This is a genomic window from Staphylococcus sp. FSL W8-0271, assembly GCF_038006605.1.
GTDB lineage: Bacteria > Bacillota > Bacilli > Staphylococcales > Staphylococcaceae > Staphylococcus > Staphylococcus cohnii.
In genome coordinates, this window is the sequence record NZ_JBBOVM010000001.1 from 2,264,617 (window position 1) to 2,285,780 (window position 21,164).

Consider the following 21,164-nt stretch of genomic DNA (forward strand, 5'->3'; position numbering starts at 1 on the left):
TTATTAAAAATACAGTATATTTAATAACGTAAACAAATAAAATACCCACTCTATATGTATTCCTATTTGTTTATAATGTAAAAGATGTCAAAAATCTAATGATTAATATCAATGTTAGGAGTGAGTATTTGAAATCAAATAATCTCTATTTGATTTCTTAACTCACTCCTGTATTTATATCTAATACTATGTTCGAGAGGTGTTACCTAAATATGACCAATACATTGTCTATAATAGTTCCTTTTTTTAATAATGAAGATCACATTGAGCAATGTATCGCTTCATTAATGAATCAAACAGATAAAAATTTTAATTTAATATTAGTAAATGATGGTTCTACCGATACTTCAGAAAAGCGATTATTTATGCAAATCGATAATGATAATATAAATGTAAAGTACATTAAGTTCAATACAAATCAGGGCCATAGTCATGCAAGAAATGAAGCCATTGCTCATGTTAAAACGACTCATTTTTTATTTGTTGATGCTGATGATTTTCTTGCACCTTATACAGTTGAAATATATCTTAAATATTTAAAAAACTGTGATACCCTTATTGCTCCTATTACAGATTTTATTTTGAACATACCAACTGTATATACTGACGATACTTTGCAGGTTAATTATAAAAAAACACGAGAAAATGAAAGTAATATCTTAGCACAATATGCTATTGTTAACATTATTTTTAATACACGTATTGTGCTTCAACAAAAACTAATGTTTAATGAATCTTTGAATGTTTATTCAGATTGGTCGTTTGTCATCGACTATCTGAAATATGCAAAAACTTACGTTGATATTAAAGGAATCCCTTTCTATATTTGTGGGGAAATTTATGATCCATTGAATACAAATAAACTACGAGAACAATCTTTTGAATATTTATTTAAAGATTTTGTTAAAGCATCTCACGATGCACTTGCTCGCATCGAAGACCCAGTATTAAAACAATATGTACTTAAAAGTATATTAAAAGCTATCAAACTTTGGTTTGAACCCAGTGACCCTGATATTGAAAAGAAATATCGCATCGGTCATAAATCATTAACTAAATTAATTCCATTACTAATGCCAGCTATACAACGCGAAACCAAGTTTCTATTTAAAGTCGAATTATTATTATTACAACATACAAATTATCGATTGGCACTTTCTTTTAATAAGTGGAGATTACGTACAAGATATTTAAAAAATATCTTGCTAAACAAACCAAATAAAAACCTTTCTAAATATCTTTTATTCAATAAAAAGAAAGATGTAGACAATGAAACGATAGTGTTTGAATCTTTTAGTGGGAAAAATTATAACGATAGCCCAAAGTACATTTATGAATACATGCAACATAAATACCCTAATCTCAAATATTATTGGATTTATGACACACAAAACAAAGCAAATTTCCCTCAAGAATTAAATTTAATTGCTAAAAACAGTAAATCCTATTTCGACATTTATCGAAAAGCACATGTTTGGGTTACAAACGCTAGGATACCAGTGCACATCAACAAAAAGAATAATCAATTATATATTCAAACTTGGCATGGTACGCCACTTAAAAAATTAGCAAATGATATGAAAGTAGTACGAATGCCCAATACAACTACTGCATCTTATAAAAAATCATTTTATAACGCAACTCGCCGCTGGGATTACTTAATATCACCCAATGCCTATTCTACCGCTATTTTTCAATCAGCATTTTGGATGCAAAGAGAAAACATTTTAGAAATCGGTTATCCTAGAAATGATATTTTAGTCAATCATGCTCAGAACCAACCATATACAAATGAAATTAAAGCAAACTTAAATATACCTCTTGATAAAAAAGTTGTTTTATATGCACCAACATGGCGAGATGATGAATACGATGAAGCAGGTAATTATCAACAAACTGTACAACTAGATTTAACTAAACTCCGTGCAAATATTAGTGATCAATATATTATCTTATTACGCATGCACTATCTAATTGCAAATAAACTTGATTTGAGCGATTATGAAGACTTTATCGTTGATGTTTCCGATTATCGTGATATTTCTGAGCTTTACTTAATTAGCGATGGTTTAATCACGGATTATTCTTCCGTGATGTTTGATTATGGTGTTTTGAAACGCCCTCAATTTTTCTATGCTTATGATATAGAAAAATACAAAGAAAAATTACGTGGATTTTATATTGATTATTTCCATGAATTACCAGGTCCTATTTTCACAAACACTGATGAAGTGATTGAAGGCTTAAATCACTTTGCATATTATGCACAACAATACAGCGATAAAATAAACAGTTTTCATAATAAATTTTGTTCAATCGAAAATGGCCATGTTTCTCAATATATTGGTGATTTGATTTATAATAATATTCACAATCCTAAAAATTAATAATATTCAAACAAGCGTACGATTAAAATTAATTTGTAAAATTTCTCATAAAAAAAGAGCTAATCATTTGGGATTAGCTCTTTTTCTATGAGAATGAGATTTAACTTTCACATCCTCAACGCAAAACGTTATATTCTAATACACTACTCTAAATTAGCATGATTACTTTGCATCGTTTCCTCATCGACATTAAGTTCGTTCATTAAATATAGTACTAAACTATCTAAAAAGACTTGCGCTGCTTGTTCAAACAAACTACCTAAGGGTTGTGCAGATCCTTCTGCATCATATTTTGTACCTGCAGGAAGTTCTATAACAGTGTTGGCCAATGCGCCAATTGCCGAATTTGGATTCGTAGATAATAACACAACTTCTGCATCAACAGATTTTGCTTTTTCAACTAATAATCTCAAGTGTTCCGTTGAACCTGAACCTGAAATGACAATAAATAAATCATTTTCAGTAATTGAAGGTGTTGTTGATTCTCCAACAACATAAGCAAATTTTCCAAGTTGATTTAAACGCATAGCAAAACTATTTGCTACAAATCCAGAACGTCCTTTACCTGCTACAAATACATGTTTTGCTTTAGTCACTTGCGATAAAAAAGCTTGTGTTTCACTATCTCTAACATGAGATAACGTATGATCTAACTCATCTAAAATCAAACGATAATTTGTAATTTCACTCATCTTATCTACCTTCAATCGCATCTCTACATTGTTTTGCTGCTTCAACTGGGTCATCTGCGTTAGCAATGCCGCCACCAACTACAACTAAATCTGGGTCCTCAGCTACTACTTCTTTAATTGTATCTGGTTTAATACCACCAATTACAGCAACTTTAGAATTGTTAATTACGGATTTAACTTGTCTTAAGCTTTCTAATGGTGATTCACCTTCTGCTTGTAAATCATAACCAGTATGCACAGCGATATAATCTGCACCTAATTCATCTAATTCTTTCGCACGTTTTTGTATATCTTGTACTGCAATCATATCTACAAGTAATTCTTTATTATTTTTATGTGCTTCGTCTACCGCAGCTTTAATAGATGCATCTTCTGCAACACCTAGGATTGTAACTACATCTGCACCATACTTAACAGCTTGGCTTACTTCATAATCTGCCGCATCCATAATTTTTAAATCTGCAAGTACTTTCACACCATCGATATTATTATCTAAATGTTGTACAGCTGGTAATCCTTCATTAATCACAATAGGTGTACCAATTTCTACAATATCAACATAATCTTTAACTTTATTTGCAAGTTCTGCCGCTTCCTCTTTATTTAATAAATCAATTGCTAGTTGTAATTCCAAAATGATCATCCCTTCTTGATTTAATGATAGGCATGGAAATCATGACCTAACTTACTTTATTTAAAAACTTACGCATAAATGTTTTACCCTTAAAGTAATAATTTAAACTGAGAGATTATAAGCGAGGTGCTGCAGCGTCATCAACGTAAATTTCAACATCAGGATGTGCAAGCAGAATCGTAGCTGGAACCTGTTTATTAACTTCATGCTTAGCTAATTGTTCAATTGCTTCTCTTTTTTTCTCTCCAAATGCTAACAAAATGATTCTTTTCGCTTTTAAAATTGAAGCTAAACCCATGGACACAGCTTGTTTAGGTACTTCACTTTCATTATCAAAATAACGACTATTTGCATTGATTGTACTATCAGTTAAATCCACAACTTGAGTGGTACTATTCATATCAGTCCCTGGTTCATTAAAACCGATATGACCATTTTCACCAATACCTAATATTTGTATATCCATTGGTCCTTTTTGATTGATTAAATCTTCATATCGCTTCGTTTCTTCCATTAAGTTTTCTGCAGCTCCATCAGGAATGTGTATCAAAGATTTCGTAAAATGTGGATAACGATTAAATAAAATATCATTCATATAACGATGATAACTTTGTTCATGCGTCGCAGATAAACCGACATATTCATCTAGATTAAATGTTTCTATTCCAGATACATCTAATTGATTCTTTTGCAGTAAACTAACTAGAAATTCGTAAACTTCTACCATTGTCCCACCTGTAGCTAATCCTAATTTACTATGTGGTTGTTGACTCATTTGTTTAAACAATTCACATGCAACATAAAATGAAGCATATGCCCTAGACCCTAAATTTGTGATTTTCATGTTATTGCCCTCCCAAATATATTGAATTTGTCATTAGCTATAAACAAAATGTGAATACACTTCTATTATACGTGCTTTTAATCGTTTTTACAGAAAATCGATATTTGATAAATTGTAATGATTGTTTAAAATGACTAAAAGTATAATGAGCAGACTAATACATTTTCATCGCTGTTTTTAGTAAAATAAATAGATAATCAAAATTTTATGTATAAATCTAAGTTGAAATTCATTTTTCAGGTAGAAAATGTTTCAAAGTCAGTTTACACTAAAGATTAGACTGATTATTTTTATTAACACTTGTATCGTACAATTTATTGCATAAAAGTATAGGGGTTTGGAATCAAGGAGGCAAAAAGTTTGGAATCAATAATAGATGAAAAAGTACAAACATTACTTTCTTCATATGAAGATAAACCCGTGTATTTACATGTAGAGACGACGAATGGTGCATATGCTGCACATTTTGACCAACGTGTATTTAACGCGGGCACTTTTTTAAGAAATATTCAAGTCACTTTTGAGCATGCACAGCTTAAAGGTGGTAATAAAGACCCATATCGTGTAGGTTTAAAACTAAAAGATGGCGGTTGGGTCTACGTTCAAGGTTTAACACATTACGAAATAAATGAGCAAGGTGAATTTCTATTAGCTGGCTTTAACTATGAAGGTCAACTAGCTGCTGCTTTAGAAATAAGCACTCAACCATTTAAAGCATAAGGAGGATGAATCATGACAGAGGAAAGCCATGTATTAGTTATTTTTCCACATCCAGATGATGAATCATTCTCATCTGCAGGGACATTGGCACGTTATATAGATAATGGTGTACCAGTCACATACGCTTGTTTAACATTAGGTCAAATGGGACGTAATTTAGGTAACCCACCATTTGCCACTCGTGAATCTTTACCTGACATTCGTGAAAAAGAATTAGAAGCTGCGATGGCTGCCATCGGTATAACTGATTTACGCAAAATGGGCTTACGTGATAAAACTGTAGAATTTGAACCTCACGACGAAATGGATGAGATGGTACAGTCATTAATTGATGAATTAAATCCATCCGTCATCATATCGTTCTACCCTCAATTTGCAGTACACCCAGACCATGAAGCTACAGCAGAAGCAGTCGTGAGAACTGTGGGACGCATGAAGCCATCAGAAAGACCCCGTCTACAACTTGTTGCATTTAGTAATGATGCGCCTGAAAAATTGGGTGAACCTGACATTCTAAATGAGATCAGTGATTATAAAGAGGTAAAACTTCGCGCATTTGAAGCACACGCATCTCAAACAGGACCATTCTTGAAACAACTTGCTACACCTGATGTTTCTGGAGAAGCGCAAAGCTTTTTAGAAGTTGAACCTTATTGGACTTATAACTTTGAATCTTAAGTGGAGGCAATATCATGACAGAATTTGATTTATCAACTCGAGAAGGTCGATGGAAACATTTTGGTTCAGTTGATCCAATCGAAGGTACAAAACCAACCGTTAAAGAAGAAATGAAAGATTTGCAAAGTACGAACAAAAACTACTTATTTGAAATTGAAGAAGTAGGTATTAAAAATCTTGTATATCCTGTATTAGTTGACCGTTTTCAAACAGCTGGAAACTTCAGTTTCTCAACAAGCCTTAATCAAGATGAAAAAGGTATAAATATGAGTCGTATTCTAGAAAGTGTTGAAAAACACTATGACAACGGCATTGAATTAGATTTCGATTCTTTGTATCGTCTTTTGCGTAGCTTACAAGAACGCATGGAACAAAATGCTGCTGGCGTTGATGTTTCAGCTAAATGGTTCTTTGATCGCTACAGTCCAATCACGAATATCAAAGCTGTAGGCCATGCAGATGTGACATACGGTATGGCGATAAACAAGGAAAATATTACAAGAAAAGAAATTACACTACAAGCTGCAGTTACAACATTGTGCCCTTGTTCAAAAGAAATCAGTGAGTACTCGGCGCATAACCAACGCGGTATCATTACCGTTAAAGCAATTTTGAATAACGAAACTATTTTAACAGATGACTACAAAGAAAAAATTTTAGATGCAATGGAAGCCAACGCAAGTTCTATACTTTACCCTATATTAAAACGACCAGATGAAAAAAGTGTCACAGAACGCGCTTATGAAAATCCGAGATTTGTTGAAGATTTAATTCGCCTTATCGCAGCAGATTTAGTCGATTTTGATTGGATTGAGGGCTTTGATATTGAGTGTAGAAACGAAGAATCTATTCACCAACATGACGCTTTTGCAAAAATAAAATATAGAAAACAGTAATTATAACTATAAATTAACACAGCAAATCATCAAAAATAGGCTACTTAATTTCTAAATGATATAGAAGTTTAGTAGCCTATTATTTTTTATTCAATTTTTATTTTAATTTCAAAACATTCTCTCAACAATTAAACTTTCCATCCTTACTAAATAATGTTATTTTTCTCCAAATTCATTAGTTAAATTTGTAACAGTAAAATTTTAATGGTTCATTTAAAAATACCACCACTAAATATATCCATCTACAACTAATTATAAAATAATGTATATTAACTGTTAAATTTTATTAATGTTCTATATACAATTTTCATATTAAAATAATTACAGTAGTAGTTTATAATCAATTTTTATTTTGATGTAAGTGGTGAAACCAATAAAATGGATGATACTTTTAAAATAAAACATGCGCAGTATGGCTCTATAAGCCAATTAAGCAGACCTCATTTTCTACATATTTTTTTAGTAACAGAAGGAGAATTTGTGGCTTTGAAAAACACTACTTTCCATCATTTTAAAGTAGGTGACATATTTCATATCCACGACTATGAATCCATTAAACAAATCTCTTTTAACGGTAGTTTAATCTGTCTTTCACTAAATAATTTTTAATATTATCAATACTTCCAGCAACTAAATTTTAACACGTTTAAACATATATCGTTAAAAAAAGAGATACGCCTCAAATTATTAGATATAATTGATGCGATTCAACATCAATCTATAACCAATCCGAACAATGCCATTAAAGATTTAATTAAAAGTATAAAATATTCTGAGTATCAAAATTTTCAAAGTTCTGAATTACAATGCAGTTATAAAACATCTTTAATTAAAGATGTCGTACAATATGTTAATACGCATTTAACGACTAAAATTACCTGCAAAGAAATTGCTAATTATTTTTTTGTAAATAATAGCTTTTTATCAAGAGAATTTTCAACATTGATGAACTGTAAGTTATCTCAATATATTACGTCATCTAAAATTCATGCTTCCATATGTGATTTGCTTAATGGTGATCATTTAAACATTGTTCAACAACGCTATGATTTTCGTAGTCAAAATGAATATTGTTATCTGTTCAATAATATTATTGGTTGCCAACCTTCTGATTTTAAATACCATAAGAAACTAGTCAGTAATTCAACATTTAAAATTCTATTTCTATCAACAATTTCAATTTAACGCATAAAAGCAAAATATTAAAAGTGTGGTGACAATATGAATACAATTATTTATGAAGAAAAAAGAGGATTGATTAATAAAGTAGTGAAACAAAATTTGAATCTTACGATTTCTGAGGTAATCATTTTGGATAAATTGCTCTATCTTAATAAGAATAAAATAAATGCCATTGAATTAAAAAAGTTATTACAAGTCCAAAATTCACCTGTTTCTTCACAAATCAACCATTTTATCGAACTTAACCTTTTAAAAAAATCTCGAGATCAATCTGATGAAAGATGTATTTATTTGCATGATATCAAGTTAGAAGAAATTAAACAGCTGATTGAACAGTATCATTTAATAGTTAATTCAATACTTCACAGTACTGCCTAATTAAACCTCAGCAACATAAGAGCGCATATGAAATCAAAGTAATGTTTGATTTCATATGCGCTCCAAAACCCTTTAGATTATGTACATAGCGAGATACAACTTGCATCGTAACCCCTATTCAAAAATGACTTCACATTATTTCAAGTGTTCATACGGACTATTTTTCACAAATGAAATAATTTGATCCACAAATAGTCTTGAACGTAATTGAAACTCCTCGTTATCCAAGTAATACGTACCATCATCTAATTTATTATAGTCTGTATCATGCGTCGCAATCTGCGTTGGTACTGCGATTCCGAGTAATGAACGTACTATCAAACGTAAATGAGACAATGGTTCAGAGCTTACAATTCCACCACTGTTACCGATTAATCCAACTGGTTTCATTTTAAAATCATCCATCGTTAAATGATCCAATGCATTTTTTAAAATACCAGAATATGAGCCATGGTAGTTTGGTGTTCCTAATATAAAGAAATCTGCATTTCGCGCTTTCGTTTGTAATAATGTTAAATTATTTTTATACACTTCACTTGGTGAAGAAACGCCAGAGACATCCAGTTGATGAATTGAGTGTTCCGCTAGATCAAAGATCTCAACCTCAAAATATTGGTCTTCAAAATGACCTTTTAAATAATGAGCTAAAGCATTTGTATGCGAGCCCATTTTAGCACTCCCTATTATGATTAATCCTTTCATTTATCCTTTCACCTCATGCTATGATTTGTTATTTTCTCTAAGTAGTTTCATTATCGCTTTACCAACACCACTTTGTTCATTAGAGTCAGTTTCATATTTTGCGATTGCTTTAACTTCTGGAGCTGCATTCTCCATTGCAACTGAATAACCGACGCGTTCCAACATTGAAACATCATTCATATTATCACCGATTGCCATAACATTTTCCATATCAATATTTAGACGCTCTGCAATCGTGTTTAAAGCAATACCTTTTTGTGCATCTGAATGCGTAATTTCTATATTTCCGCGTGATGAAGAAGAAATTGCCAAACTTTCTGATTTTGCTAATGTTTCACTTACTCGATCAATTTTTTCTAAATCACTATCAAAAGCTAATATTTTCATCACAATTTCACCAGGTGTATCTTGAATTTTGTCATAATTCTCAACTACTTTTAATGTACCGTTATCTATACGTTTTTGAATGCCACTTTTAATTTTTTCTACATCTGCTTCTTGACCAGCACGTTGTGCAATATCAATATAAATCTCTAAGTCTCGTAATGGATTCTCAGTATAGATGCCTAAGTTGGTATACACTTGATAGAAAATGTTTTCTTTATTTAATTCTACCGTAATGCGATTTATGAGTTCTCTATTTAAATTTGAAGTGCTCATAATATTAAATGATTCATCTCTGACTTCTGCACCGTTCAAACAAATATATGGCACTTTTAAGTCTGTTTGATTGATTGGTCCATTTGCTTCATAAAATGCCCGACCAGTAGCAATGACTACAGTTATGCCTTGTGATTGTGCATATTTGATAGCTTGGATATTTTCTTCTGATATTTCATGTGCAGCGTTCAATAACGTACCATCCATATCTGTTGCAATTAAATTTATCATTGATTTACCTCGTTTCTACTTTATCTCAAAACACCGATTGAATACTCATTCTCAAATTGCCATAATTTTGTAACACATTTCATATTTTACCAAATGTTTCACTATTTGTATTATCCTCTGTTCGTATGATTTTCTTCTTTTGTCTAATATCTTTAAAAAATGTCTTCAATAATTGGCTACACTCCTCTGCTAATACACCTGTAGTAACTTTGGCCCGATGGTTAAATCGCGATTCTTGCAACAGATTCATCAAACTACCTGCACAACCACCTTTTAAGTCTTGTGCACCATAGATTACTTCAGGAATACGACTCATGACGATTGCACCTGAACACATTACACAAGGTTCCAAAGTAACATAAAGTTTACAGGACGCTAACCTCCAACTATTAAGCTGTTTTGCAGCTTTTTGAATCGCAATATGTTCAGCATGTGCAGTAGGATCTTGAGTGGATTCTCGTAAATTGTGCGCTCGTGAAATAACTTCATTATCTTTCACGACAATAGCTCCAATTGGTACTTCTCCAATAGCACCAGCTTTCCGCGCTTCTTCTAGCGCAATTTTCATATAAAATTGGTCAGTATACATGTGTCTATCACCTCACATATGGTACAATATTTATTGTCTATTTTAACATTGGAGCGGTAAAAACATGAAAAAACAATTTATTGCTGTTGAAGGGCCGATTGGCGTCGGTAAATCTTCATTAACACATAAACTTAGCCAGACTTTTAATTATTATGAAGAAAAAGAAATCGTAAATGAAAATCCTTTTCTATCCGATTTTTATGAAGATATTTCCAAATGGAGTTTTCAAACAGAAATGTTCTTTTTATGTAATCGTTACAAACAATTTCAAGATCTTGAAGCAATTCCTACAGGTATTGTAAGTGATTACCATATTTATAAAAATAAAATATTTGCAAATAATACTTTAACACCTTCTGAATTTAATAAATTCTCTAGAATTTATGATATTTTAACTGAAGATTTAGAAATGCCAAATGTGATTATCTTTCTAGATGCAGATTTAGAAATATTGAAAAAGCGTATCGCGTTACGTAATCGTAGCTTCGAACATCAGATTGAAGACGACTACTTACTTAATTTAAAACGTGATTACAATGCCTATTATCGTTCGTTAAAAGCAGATGGTGAAAGTGTCATTCGAATAGATACGACTGATTTAGATTTTATGAAGCAAGAAAATGATTATAATTATATTTTAGATTTAGTACAACCATTGATTGGAGGAAAAGATGATGAATAAATACGGTATCCCTCAAGATGCTGTGATAACAATCGCTGGTACAGTCGGCGTTGGAAAATCAACATTAACGAAAGCATTGGCACAAAGATTAAATTTTAAAACATCGTTTGAAAATGTAGATCATAACCCTTATCTAGATAAGTTTTATCATGATTTTGAACGTTGGAGCTTTCATCTACAAATTTATTTTTTAGCAGAGCGCTTCAAAGAACAAAAACGTATGTTTGAATATGGCGGCGGCTTTATCCAAGATCGCTCTATATACGAAGATGTTGATATTTTTGCTAAGATGCATGAAGAACAAGGGACAATGAGTCCAGAAGACTTCAACACATATTCCGAACTATTTAATGCTATGGTCATGACACCATACTTCCCAAAACCAGATGTACTTATCTATTTAGAATGTGATTATGATGAAGTGATTGATCGCATCAAACAACGTGGTCGACAAATGGAAATTGAAACAGATCCAGAATATTGGAAAAAATTATTCAAACGATATGAAGATTGGATTAGTGAATTCAATGCGTGTCCAGTTGTAAGAGTGAACATCAATGAATATGATTTACATGCAGATCCAGAATCACTAAATCCTGTTATTGATAAAATCCGTCATATTATTGAAACTTATCGAAATGTAGATCAACGATAATACGTTTATTGCTTAAAACATTTGCAAAATCAAGAATAGTACCATATAAAACAGATTTTGTAATGTAGAACAAAACGCAGGACAACAATATCTTTTGAAAGAAATCAATTCTTTCCTGCACGCACCATCAAGTTAACCCATTACCTGAGCCATTGCTCATGCATAAGTCCCACTAAACCAACAAGTTGGGAAGTGGTTTAAAGGTTTACTTGAGCTTTCGCTCATGCATAAGTCCCACTAAACCAACAAGTTGGGAAGTGGTTTAAAGGTTTACTTGAGCTTTCGCTCATGCATAAGTCCCACTAAACCAACAAGTTGGGAAGTGGTTTAAAGGTTTACCTGAGCTTCTGCTCATGCATAAGTCCCACTAAACCAACAAGTTGGGAAGTACTTTAAAGGTTTACTTGAGCTTCTGCTCATGCATAAGTCCCACTAAACCAACAAGTTGGGAAGTGGTTTAAAGGTTTACCTGAGCTTCTGCTCATGCATAAGTCCCACTAACCCAACAAGTTGGGAAGTGCTTTAAAGGTTTACTTGAGCTTCTGCTCATGCATAAGTCCCACTAAACCAACAAGTTGGGAAGTGGTTTAAAGGTTTACCTGAGCTTCTGCTCATGCATAAGTCCCACTAACCCAACAAGTTGGGAAGTGGGACTTTATTCAATATGTTTACGATAAATAATCTTTTCTATCTCGTCTTCATCTACATACTTACTATAATAATATTCCTCAGTTTGGTCGAGACCAAATGTACTTGCTTTATCTTCGTCTTCAGTACCTATATATAATTGCCCCTCTAAGTCTTGATATAAATCAAAAATAGCACCACTATATCTCGCTTCTTGATATAGTTCATAAAGTTCATCAACATCATCTCTCGCTACATGTTTATAATATAATGTATGTGCAGCGTGACGATGCGTTTGTGCTTCAAAACCATGTTCCGTAGCTCGTTCATCCTCAGTGACTAACAATACTTCATTACTTACAATTTCTACAACTTTATATGTTTCACCGCGATAATTTGCATATCTTCCATCAATCATTCAACCACCTCGTTTACGTTTTTTTACAAATAGAGACTAAGACATAATGGATTCGTACCAAGCCAATCCCATATTGACAGTAGGTGATTGAACTGAAAATGCGCTTTAAATCAAGTTTTTTCAATTCTAGCCATACTTGCCAAGGTGGAACGACGAAATCTATTTAATAAAATTAGATTTCTGTCCCACTCCTATATTTTGTGGATTAGTCCCATTATTATAATATGTCGACTACACTATTTGCAGTTTCAAAAATATAATCCGCTTTAGTAAATGATTCTTTTAAACCAACACCTGTTAAAACTGCAACTTTCAACCCTAATTTAGCATTGATGCCAGTTTGGATATCATTCGCAGTATCACCGATAATGGCTACATTTTCAGGTTCTATATCATATCTATAAAAAAGTGGATTTAGCACTTCAGGATTTGGTTTTTCAACGGCATCCGCTTCAGTAGAAATCACAATATCGAAGTAATGGTCGAATTGCGTGTATTCCAAGAATTGTTCTACCCCTCTTTTAGAATCACTTGTCACAATACCTAGTTTGTAACCTCTTTGCTTTAACATATCTAATGTTTCACTGATGCCTTCAACTAAAACATTTTCTGGCACCCTATTATCGACGAGCACTTGACTTCTTTGTTGAGCCCAACTTGTTACATCTTGATTTGCAATTTTACAAAATGCCTCAATCATTTCATCTAATGCGCCTGAAGCCATAATCGTACCTGGTTGAATTTCACCATCTATAACACCTAAATACGCGTAACCTTCATCTATATCGTCAATTGCATCCTTATATGTTGCCATAAAATCATCAACGAGTTGCAATCCGATTTTCATCCAACTGCGATCAAAATATATGATTGTGCCATCTTTATCAAATAATATCCATTCCATGTTTTAAACAGCTCCTATGTTTAACAATATGTATCCCTCAACTTACTACTTAATTTTAATATAAAAATCGTTCTTAAAACAAATAACTCAACTAACATACCGATTGTGAACACCGTTTAAAATCCTAATATTTAGGTTATGAGATATAGTAATACCTATAAAAGAGGTGAAAAGTTTGGCGCCTAACCCTAATGTTAAAATTGAAACCATTTCTTGCGACAGTGATGATTCAATTCCCAATAACCCTAAATATGCCTTGCTGCTATATAAAAATGTAATCAAACAAGAAGAAAGACCTCTAGATATTTTAAATAAAAACAATTGGCCAAACGCTTGGCGTAGCGGCATATTTCCAATACATCATTATCATAGCAATACACATGAAGTCCTAATTGTCGTTTCAGGAAATGCCATCGTACAACTAGGTGGTGAATTGGGGCCTCATGTAGATATTCAGCAAGGCGATGTCATTATCATACCAGCTGGTTATGGTCATAAACGAGTTCACAGTTATCATAATTTTGCAGTAATAGGTGCCTATCCAAATGGTCAAGATTATGATTTTTGTACTGGAAACCCTGACGAATGGCCACAAAATATAGAGAACATCAAAAACGCAAGTTTACCTGACACAGATCCAATATATGGCAAAGATGGCCCGCTATTTAAATATTGGCATTAAGTTAAACCATCGCAGACTGTCTGTTAATAGTTTTCAACAAAAAAGAAGGAGCAAGACGCTGAAATCTTTAGTAACGTGAGATTTCTGACTTGCTCCTTTTATTGTGCTGTTTATTGTTATCTTTTGGGGAGAAATTTAATATCTTGGTACGACTACTCTCCAACCATTCGGATCCTCAAGCTTACCACTTTGAATACCAACATAATGATCATATAAATTTTGAGTTACTTCTCCTGTTTCATTATTATTAATAACGATTTCAGTATCGCCGTATTTTAATTGACCAACTGGTGAAATCACCGCTGCTGTTCCAGTACCGAACACCTCAGTCAATTCACCATTATGATGCGCTTCAATCAATTCATCGATAGATACACGACGTTCTTCTACCTCATAACCTAAGTTTTGCGCTAATTCAATAACTGTTTTTCGTGTGATACCTGGTAAAATACTACCATTTAATGCAGGTGTTACCACTTTTCCATTTTCTACAAAGAAGATATTCATACTGCCGACTTCTTCCACATATTTCTGCTCTACACCATCTAACCATAGTACTTGGTCATAGCCTTGTGCTGATGCATTTGTTTGTGCTAAAAGGCTAGCCGCATAGTTACCAGCTACTTTTGCATGACCAACACCACCACGGACTGCACGTACATATTCATCTTCTACATAAATTTTTGTCGGATTTAAAGAGTCACCACCGTAATAAGAACCTGAAGGTGATAAAATAATTAATAATTTATATGAATATGAAGGTCGTACACCTAAAATACCCTCTGTAGCAAATACATATGGTCGTATGTATAATGATTGGCCTTCTCCTTCTGGTACCCAATCACGTTCGATATCTACTAATTGTTTTAAACCTTCTAATAACGTATCTTCATCAACTTGAGGCATATCTAGACGTGCTAAAGAATTGTTAATACGTTTAAAATTTTCAGATGGACGGAATAAATCTACTTCGCCGTCATGTTTATAAGCTTTCAATCCTTCGAATACTGCTTGTCCATAATGTAATACTTGGGCCGCTGGAGAAAGTTCAATCGGTCCATAAGGTACAATTTTCAAATCATGCCATCCTTGATCAGTATCGTAATCGAAACTTAGCATATAATCTGTGAAATATTCCCCAAATCCTAAATTACTTGGATCTGGTTTTTCTTTAAGGCTTTCACGCTGTATCAATTTTATTTTTTCTGACATGACTGTTTCCTCCAATGTTCTATTAATAACTAATACATTAAATTATACCAATCAGAATAGTTTCATTCAATAATTTTCAAAAAATTAAAAAAATAACAACATCTTTGGTTAAACTAATGAAATTAATTGATTCAAGTGTAACATCATATAGAAGATAATACATAGATGTCACTGATTAAAGCATGAACGTTCACATTTTTTGAGATACTACGGAAATCGATATTGATATATCACAATCTATTAATATTAGTAACTAAGTTCAAAATTTTCATTGATATTGTGTAGTGAACGATAGGAAAAAGGCTTTTTTGAGTATTAAAAGCTGTACAAAGGTATTGTACAACACTAACACTCAAGGAACGTCATAACTGCAAGATTATATGGCTAAACCATATATCAGACAAGAAGCATTCACGTACATGATGATATAACTTCAAATATAAAAAGCACTAATCCAAAGTGAATTAGCGCTCTTACTTTTTAAAAGTTTATACCTTAATCGCTTTGTCATCGATTATTTCAAAAGTAATTATCTTACTTTATCTTTATTTGAGATTTCTTTAAACATAACTTCTGTCATTTTAGTCAAATCATATTTAGGATTAAAGCCCCACTCTGCTCTAGCACAACTTGTATCAATACTATTTGGCCAACTGTCAGCAATACCTTGTCTGTCTGGGTCAACTTCGTAATTTAATTTAAAATCTGGGTAATGCTCTTGAATTGCCGCTTTGACCATTTCTGGTTCAATGCTCATCGCACTCAAATTATAGGCGTTACGATTAATTAATTTTACGCCGTCTGCTTCCATTAACTTGATAATAGCGTCAATTGCATCTTCCATATACATCATATCCATAAATGTATCTTTAGCAATATAGCTTGTATACTGACCTTCACGAACTGCTTTAAAATAAATATCTACTGCATAATCTGTTGTACCGCCACCAGGCTCTTTAATATGTGATATTAATCCAGGGAATCTAACACTTCTTGTATCTACACCAAATTTATCAAAGTAATATTGGCATAATAGCTCACCAGCAACTTTGTTAACGCCATACATAGAAGTTGGTCGTTGAATCGTAACCTGTGGTGTGTTCACTTTCGGTGTTGAAGGACCAAAAGCTCCAATTGAACTTGGTGTAAAGAATTGTAAGTCATATTCTCGAGCTACTTCTAAAGCATTTAAAAGACCACCCATATTTAAATCCCATGCAAATTGTGGATTTTTTTCAGCTGTTGCAGATAATAATGCCGCCATATGCATAAATGTATCTGGTTTAAAAGACTCAACAATTTCCGTCATTCTGTTTTTATCTGTAACATCTAAAATTTCAAATGGTCCATTAGCAATCGCCGAACCTGTTTCTGGTTCTCTAATATCTGTGGCAAGTACATTATCATTGCCATATAACGCTCTACATTTTACTACGAGCTCAGTACCAATTTGACCTAAAGCACCTGTAATCATTATCTTTTTCATAATCAAAAACTCCCTTGTTTATTACAGAAATCGTAATGTATTTTCGTAGTGGACAAACATCTATCATTTACAAACATTGTACTATAAAAGCGCTTTTTTGTATACTACGCGTGTACATGAATCAACTAATTATATTTTACGATATTGTCGTTGTAAGCTAATGATTGTTAAGCTTTTGACTTCTCGCTATATAGGAAAATTTTATAATATATAGATTTTGACATTTCTTTGGTAATTTGATATAAAACAAACAAATACAATATGTGGAGATGATGATATGTTGCATAACAATGCTTCATTATTAATACAAAGCAATTACTGTCTATAGTATGATGCTTTGTTTAAAATTTCTTTTCACAAAGCATCTTTTGCTTTTAAGAATTATAATGTGAAAGGAATTTAAAAAAATTGGAAAAACAAATTTATCCATATCAATTTAACTATATTAAAGAACGAATCGCACATTTACTTAATGCTTATAAATCAGTAAATGACTTAAATACAATTGCTTCTATAAAAGAAACAACTAAAATAGACATTTATCAGCAGTTTCATCAAACAGATGATACGTTGACTGAAGCGATTGAAAAATTAATGAACATACGTATTACTAAAGTACAAGTAGATAAAATATTAGAAACTTTACAGACATACGTTATACCCTTTGAACACCCCTCAAAAAAACAAGTCGAAAAAACTTTTCGTAAAATTAAAAAGCTTAAATCACCGCTTATTAGTGATGAAATTCTTTTGGAAAGTACTTATATCGGATGGAACGATATCGCTTCAAACAGAAAATTTATCATCTATTATAACGAGCAAGGAACTTTAACAGGTTTTTATGGCGACATTGCTAACCAAACCGTTAAGGGCTATTGCGCAATTTGTAATAAAGAATCTAATGTCGCTCTATTTATGCGTAAAACACGTACTTCTGGTGATGGACAATATACCAAAAAAGGTGACTATATTTGTTTTGACAGTATCAAATGTAATCAACAATTGTCGGATATTACACAATTTTATCAATTCGTCGATAAAATCCACTCATAAGTTTTATAGTTCCGCTAGTATGATCATTATGTTAGTACTTTAACTTCAAAATACAAAGAATTACTTGAGCTTTCGCTCATGCATAACTCCCACTAACCCAACAAGTTGGGAAGTGCTTTAAAGGTTTACTCGAGCTTCCGCTCATGCATAAGTCCCACTAACCCAACAAGTTGGGAAGTGCGACTTTAATTTTTCAAATACTCAATAAAAGTACGAATGGTTTGTTCGTTCACGCGATCAACATTTGTTAAAGCTGTAAAATAAATATAATAATCAAATGGTGAGCCAATGGGGAGCATCTCAATCAAACCATTAAGTATGAACGGATCATCTTCTAGTATCAAACTCGATACAATACTTACACCCAACCCCTCGGAAACTGTTTTAATCAATACACTTGGATTATTCGTTCTAAACACAATTTTTAATGGACCATTTTCATCTTCAAATGCTTTAAAATTATTATGATAAAAATTGCGATCATACAAGACAAAAGGAAATTGTTTAATTGATTCCATTTCAACCATGCTTTTTAATGATAGTTTAGATTTTTTAGGTACAATTAATTTAAAGTCAGTAGATAAATTCAATGAGTGTGGGACGATGTGATGACTAAAAGTCTCATTTTCAGTTTTCCCTATAAGTCCGATATCAATCTCATTATTTTCAATCATTTTTATAATTTCTTGTCTATCACTTTCAAATACTTCTACATCAATATGCGCATAGTCTTTTTTAAAATTTGATAAAGCTTTTGGTACAATTTTATTAAATAAGGTTGGTATCGTCGCTATTTTTAATGAACCTTTGATATTACTATGCAATGCCTCTACTTCCGATAATAAACTCGTCTGAGCTTCTAAAATATCTATAATTAAAGGTATAAGTCGCTTTCCAACTTCCGTTGGCAATGTCCCTTTACGTGAACGATTAAAAATTTTATACCCTAACTCTGACTCTAAATTAGCAATAGACTGACTCATCGCTGATTGGCTAATATGCATTGCTTCCGAAGCGTGAACAATAGATTCTAACTCATAAATCTTTTTAACATACGATAATTGTTCAAAATTCATTGTATCCTCCTTATATCAGTAAAGCTTATGTAAACTTAAAAAATTCAAATTATACATTAGTATACATTATCTATTATAATAAATGATGGTTGAAAAAATTTATATTAAAGGACGGTATTAAATATGTACGATAAACTCTGGTCAAAAGATTTTATCTTCATTACAATGACAAACTTTTTAATGTATTTAATCCATTATACATTAATCGTCACTGTCACTATATTTACAATTGATAAATACCACGCTTCAGAAAGTATGGGTGGTTTAGCAGCTGGTATATTTATCATCGGTATGTTATTTGGACGCTTAGTTTCTGGCAGAATCATCGATAATCTGCAGCCTAAAAAAGTATTAATATATGGTATTATTTTCTCAATTATTACAGTTGGCTTATACTTTGCAATCAACAGTCTTCTTATATTAATGATCGTAAGATTACTGCATGGTATTGCTTTTGGTTTATCGTCAACTGCAACTGGAACCATTTCATCTAGAATTATTCCAGATAAACGAAAAGGTGAAGGTATCGGTTATTATGCATTAAGCGTAACGACCGCTTCAGCAATCGGACCATTCACTGGTATCATATTAAATCAAAGATTTGGTTTTGAATCTATTTTTATCGTTAGCTTGGCAGTCATTATTATCGCTTTTGTTATCTCATTGTTTATCAAAGGGTTACCAAAAGCAGAACCGTCAACAACAGACAATAATTCCAAGGAAAAAGGACTTAGTGCTTATATCCAAAAAGAAGCATTATCAATATCTGTTGTAATCATATTCGTTGGTATCGCTTATTCTAGTGTACTATCATTTTTAACTGTTTATACAGAACAAATCAATCTTGCTACGGCATCTAGTTTCTTCTTTATTGTATATGCAGTGAGTACATTTGTTACACGTCCGTTTACTGGAAAAATTTATGATCATTACGGTGAAAATAAAGTGATGTATCCAGTATTAATTAGTTTCATGCTTGGACTTATACTTTTAAGTGCAACACACACAAGTTTATTATTGCTTATTTCAGCAATTTTCATTGGCGTTGGATATGGTACTATCATTCCAAGCGCACAAGCTATTGCTATACAACAGTCTCCAGTTAAAAAAATTGGACTCGCGACTTCTACATTCTATATGTTTGCAGATTTCGGCGCTGGTATAGGACCATTTATTTTAGGTGTGATTATTCCAATTATGGGTTATCGTAACCTATATATCACCATGGCTGCGCTCGTTATTTTATCAATTGTACTTTATTTCCTATTACATGGAAAAAAAGCAGCTAAAAACAACAATTATTAATATAATCATTTATAATCTAATCTAATCATCTAAATGTGGATGTAACAAAATTTGTCATCTACCATATACTTATATCACATTAATAAGGCAAGCAAACGAAAACGAACTGTCGTTTGCTTGCCTTATGTTTTGGAAGTATTTTTAATGCCTTTCACTTTAAATCACAGCTAAGCTGGCTTCAATTTCAGTTTTTTTCGCATCAAAATCACAATCCTGTTGTGATAATGGCTTGCCTGTTTCGGCAATACTTTTGATACTTTCGGTTTGAAATTGCCAACCAGCAAAATCTAATGTAATATGTGGAAATTCAAAAGGTAAATATTCATAAAAAATGAGTTCTACATATGATTGATGTTCAAATAATTCAAATTTCACTTTTCCAATATCCCATGTAAAACCAATCGTTTTATTTGGTTCGAAATGTGTAATACGCATTTCTAAATCTTCACTATCGTCTAAGTGAAACAACAT

General features: G+C 32.3%; 22 protein-coding genes. 10 read left to right on the top strand and 12 right to left on the bottom strand.

The features are described from left to right. The first annotated feature begins 212 nt into the window (after window positions 1-212). Complete coding sequence (locus NST87_RS11145) at window positions 213-2,387, top strand: bifunctional glycosyltransferase/CDP-glycerol:glycerophosphate glycerophosphotransferase (protein WP_340721720.1); 2,175 nt, start codon at window positions 213-215, stop codon at window positions 2,385-2,387. A 143-nt stretch (window positions 2,388-2,530) separates the two neighbouring features. On the opposite strand, the gene hxlB is transcribed toward NST87_RS11145, so the two are convergent. From hxlB to NST87_RS11160, 3 genes are all read right to left on the bottom strand, one after another. After that, window positions 2,531-3,079, bottom strand: coding sequence for a 6-phospho-3-hexuloisomerase (gene hxlB / locus NST87_RS11150; protein ID WP_040029943.1), 549 nt, complete (start codon window positions 3,077-3,079; stop codon window positions 2,531-2,533). Between the two features lies 1 nt (window position 3,080). Then, complete coding sequence (hxlA, locus tag NST87_RS11155; RefSeq protein ID WP_040029942.1) at window positions 3,081-3,713, bottom strand: 3-hexulose-6-phosphate synthase; 633 nt, start codon at window positions 3,711-3,713, stop codon at window positions 3,081-3,083. A gap of 115 nt (window positions 3,714-3,828) precedes the next feature. Continuing rightward, window positions 3,829-4,557, bottom strand: coding sequence for a glucosamine-6-phosphate deaminase (locus NST87_RS11160; protein WP_040029940.1), 729 nt, complete (start codon window positions 4,555-4,557; stop codon window positions 3,829-3,831). A 360-nt stretch (window positions 4,558-4,917) separates the two neighbouring features. Here NST87_RS11160 and NST87_RS11165 point away from each other — a divergent pair, with 360 nt between their 5' ends. From NST87_RS11165 to NST87_RS11180, 4 genes are all read left to right on the top strand, one after another. Continuing rightward, the gene (locus NST87_RS11165; RefSeq protein ID WP_040029939.1) at window positions 4,918-5,277 is read left to right on the top strand and encodes a YojF family protein; all 360 of its coding nucleotides are present in this window, start codon (window positions 4,918-4,920) and stop codon (window positions 5,275-5,277) included. A gap of 12 nt (window positions 5,278-5,289) precedes the next feature. Next, on the top strand, window positions 5,290-5,955 hold the full coding sequence (gene bshB2 / locus NST87_RS11170) for a bacillithiol biosynthesis deacetylase BshB2 (protein ID WP_019468220.1): 666 nt from the start codon (window positions 5,290-5,292) through the stop codon (window positions 5,953-5,955). 14 nt (window positions 5,956-5,969) lie between these two features. Beyond that, a complete protein-coding gene (gene folE2, locus NST87_RS11175; protein WP_040029938.1) occupies window positions 5,970-6,851 on the top strand; it encodes a GTP cyclohydrolase FolE2 in 882 nt (293 codons plus the stop codon). A gap of 1,221 nt (window positions 6,852-8,072) precedes the next feature. Continuing rightward, window positions 8,073-8,411, top strand: coding sequence for a transcriptional regulator, SarA/Rot family (locus NST87_RS11180; protein WP_046207254.1), 339 nt, complete (start codon window positions 8,073-8,075; stop codon window positions 8,409-8,411). A gap of 135 nt (window positions 8,412-8,546) precedes the next feature. Here NST87_RS11180 and NST87_RS11185 read toward each other — a convergent pair whose 3' ends face one another. The 3 genes from NST87_RS11185 to tadA all read right to left on the bottom strand — a co-directional run bounded on the left by NST87_RS11185 (window position 8,547) and on the right by tadA (window position 10,593). Continuing rightward, on the bottom strand, window positions 8,547-9,113 hold the full coding sequence (locus NST87_RS11185) for an NADPH-dependent FMN reductase (RefSeq protein WP_040029935.1): 567 nt from the start codon (window positions 9,111-9,113) through the stop codon (window positions 8,547-8,549). A gap of 18 nt (window positions 9,114-9,131) precedes the next feature. After that, window positions 9,132-10,004, bottom strand: a complete 873-nt coding sequence (locus tag NST87_RS11190) for a Cof-type HAD-IIB family hydrolase (protein WP_040029934.1) — start codon at window positions 10,002-10,004, stop codon at window positions 9,132-9,134. 79 nt (window positions 10,005-10,083) lie between these two features. Further along, window positions 10,084-10,593 (bottom strand): tRNA adenosine(34) deaminase TadA, encoded by a 510-nt coding sequence (tadA, locus tag NST87_RS11195; RefSeq protein WP_040029933.1) that lies wholly within the window; start codon window positions 10,591-10,593, stop codon window positions 10,084-10,086. Window positions 10,594-10,657: 64 nt separating this feature from the next. On the opposite strand from tadA, the gene NST87_RS11200 reads away from it, so the two are divergent. Further along, window positions 10,658-11,275: a deoxynucleoside kinase gene (locus NST87_RS11200; RefSeq protein WP_040029932.1), complete on the top strand. Its 618-nt coding sequence runs from the start codon at window positions 10,658-10,660 to the stop codon at window positions 11,273-11,275. Continuing rightward, entirely contained in the window at window positions 11,268-11,930 is a 663-nt protein-coding gene (locus NST87_RS11205; protein ID WP_040029931.1) for a deoxynucleoside kinase, read from the top strand. The genes NST87_RS11200 and NST87_RS11205 overlap by 8 nt, the downstream gene beginning before the upstream one ends. A 655-nt stretch (window positions 11,931-12,585) precedes the next feature. Here the strand turns inward: NST87_RS11205 and NST87_RS11210 are convergent. Both NST87_RS11210 and NST87_RS11215 read right to left on the bottom strand, forming a co-directional pair. After that, on the bottom strand, window positions 12,586-12,975 hold the full coding sequence (locus NST87_RS11210; RefSeq protein ID WP_040029930.1) for a hypothetical protein: 390 nt from the start codon (window positions 12,973-12,975) through the stop codon (window positions 12,586-12,588). A 217-nt stretch (window positions 12,976-13,192) separates the two neighbouring features. Continuing rightward, on the bottom strand, window positions 13,193-13,879 hold the full coding sequence (locus NST87_RS11215; protein ID WP_040029929.1) for an HAD family hydrolase: 687 nt from the start codon (window positions 13,877-13,879) through the stop codon (window positions 13,193-13,195). 175 nt (window positions 13,880-14,054) lie between these two features. Between NST87_RS11215 and NST87_RS11220 the strand changes: the two genes are divergently transcribed. Next, complete coding sequence (locus NST87_RS11220) at window positions 14,055-14,561, top strand: cupin domain-containing protein (protein ID WP_052437205.1); 507 nt, start codon at window positions 14,055-14,057, stop codon at window positions 14,559-14,561. A 135-nt stretch (window positions 14,562-14,696) separates the two neighbouring features. Here NST87_RS11220 and NST87_RS11225 read toward each other — a convergent pair whose 3' ends face one another. Continuing rightward, window positions 14,697-15,773 carry a branched-chain amino acid aminotransferase gene (locus NST87_RS11225; RefSeq protein ID WP_040029928.1) on the bottom strand — a complete coding sequence of 359 codons (1,077 nt, stop codon included), beginning with the start codon at window positions 15,771-15,773 and terminating at the stop codon, window positions 14,697-14,699. 529 nt (window positions 15,774-16,302) lie between these two features. Then, on the bottom strand, window positions 16,303-17,259 hold the full coding sequence (locus NST87_RS11230; RefSeq protein ID WP_040029927.1) for an NAD-dependent epimerase/dehydratase family protein: 957 nt from the start codon (window positions 17,257-17,259) through the stop codon (window positions 16,303-16,305). A gap of 408 nt (window positions 17,260-17,667) precedes the next feature. Between NST87_RS11230 and fusF the strand changes: the two genes are divergently transcribed. Beyond that, a complete protein-coding gene (gene fusF, locus NST87_RS11235; protein ID WP_040029926.1) occupies window positions 17,668-18,312 on the top strand; it encodes a fusidic acid resistance EF-G-binding protein FusF in 645 nt (214 codons plus the stop codon). A 185-nt stretch (window positions 18,313-18,497) separates the two neighbouring features. Here the strand turns inward: fusF and NST87_RS11240 are convergent, their stop codons facing one another. Further along, a complete protein-coding gene (locus NST87_RS11240) occupies window positions 18,498-19,388 on the bottom strand; it encodes a LysR family transcriptional regulator (protein ID WP_340721721.1) in 891 nt (296 codons plus the stop codon). Between the two features lie 123 nt (window positions 19,389-19,511). On the opposite strand from NST87_RS11240, the gene NST87_RS11245 reads away from it, so the two are divergent. Next, complete coding sequence (locus NST87_RS11245) at window positions 19,512-20,693, top strand: MFS transporter (protein ID WP_340721722.1); 1,182 nt, start codon at window positions 19,512-19,514, stop codon at window positions 20,691-20,693. Between the two features lie 156 nt (window positions 20,694-20,849). Here NST87_RS11245 and NST87_RS11250 read toward each other — a convergent pair whose 3' ends face one another. Next, complete coding sequence (locus NST87_RS11250; RefSeq protein ID WP_340721723.1) at window positions 20,850-21,164, bottom strand: hypothetical protein; 315 nt, start codon at window positions 21,162-21,164, stop codon at window positions 20,850-20,852.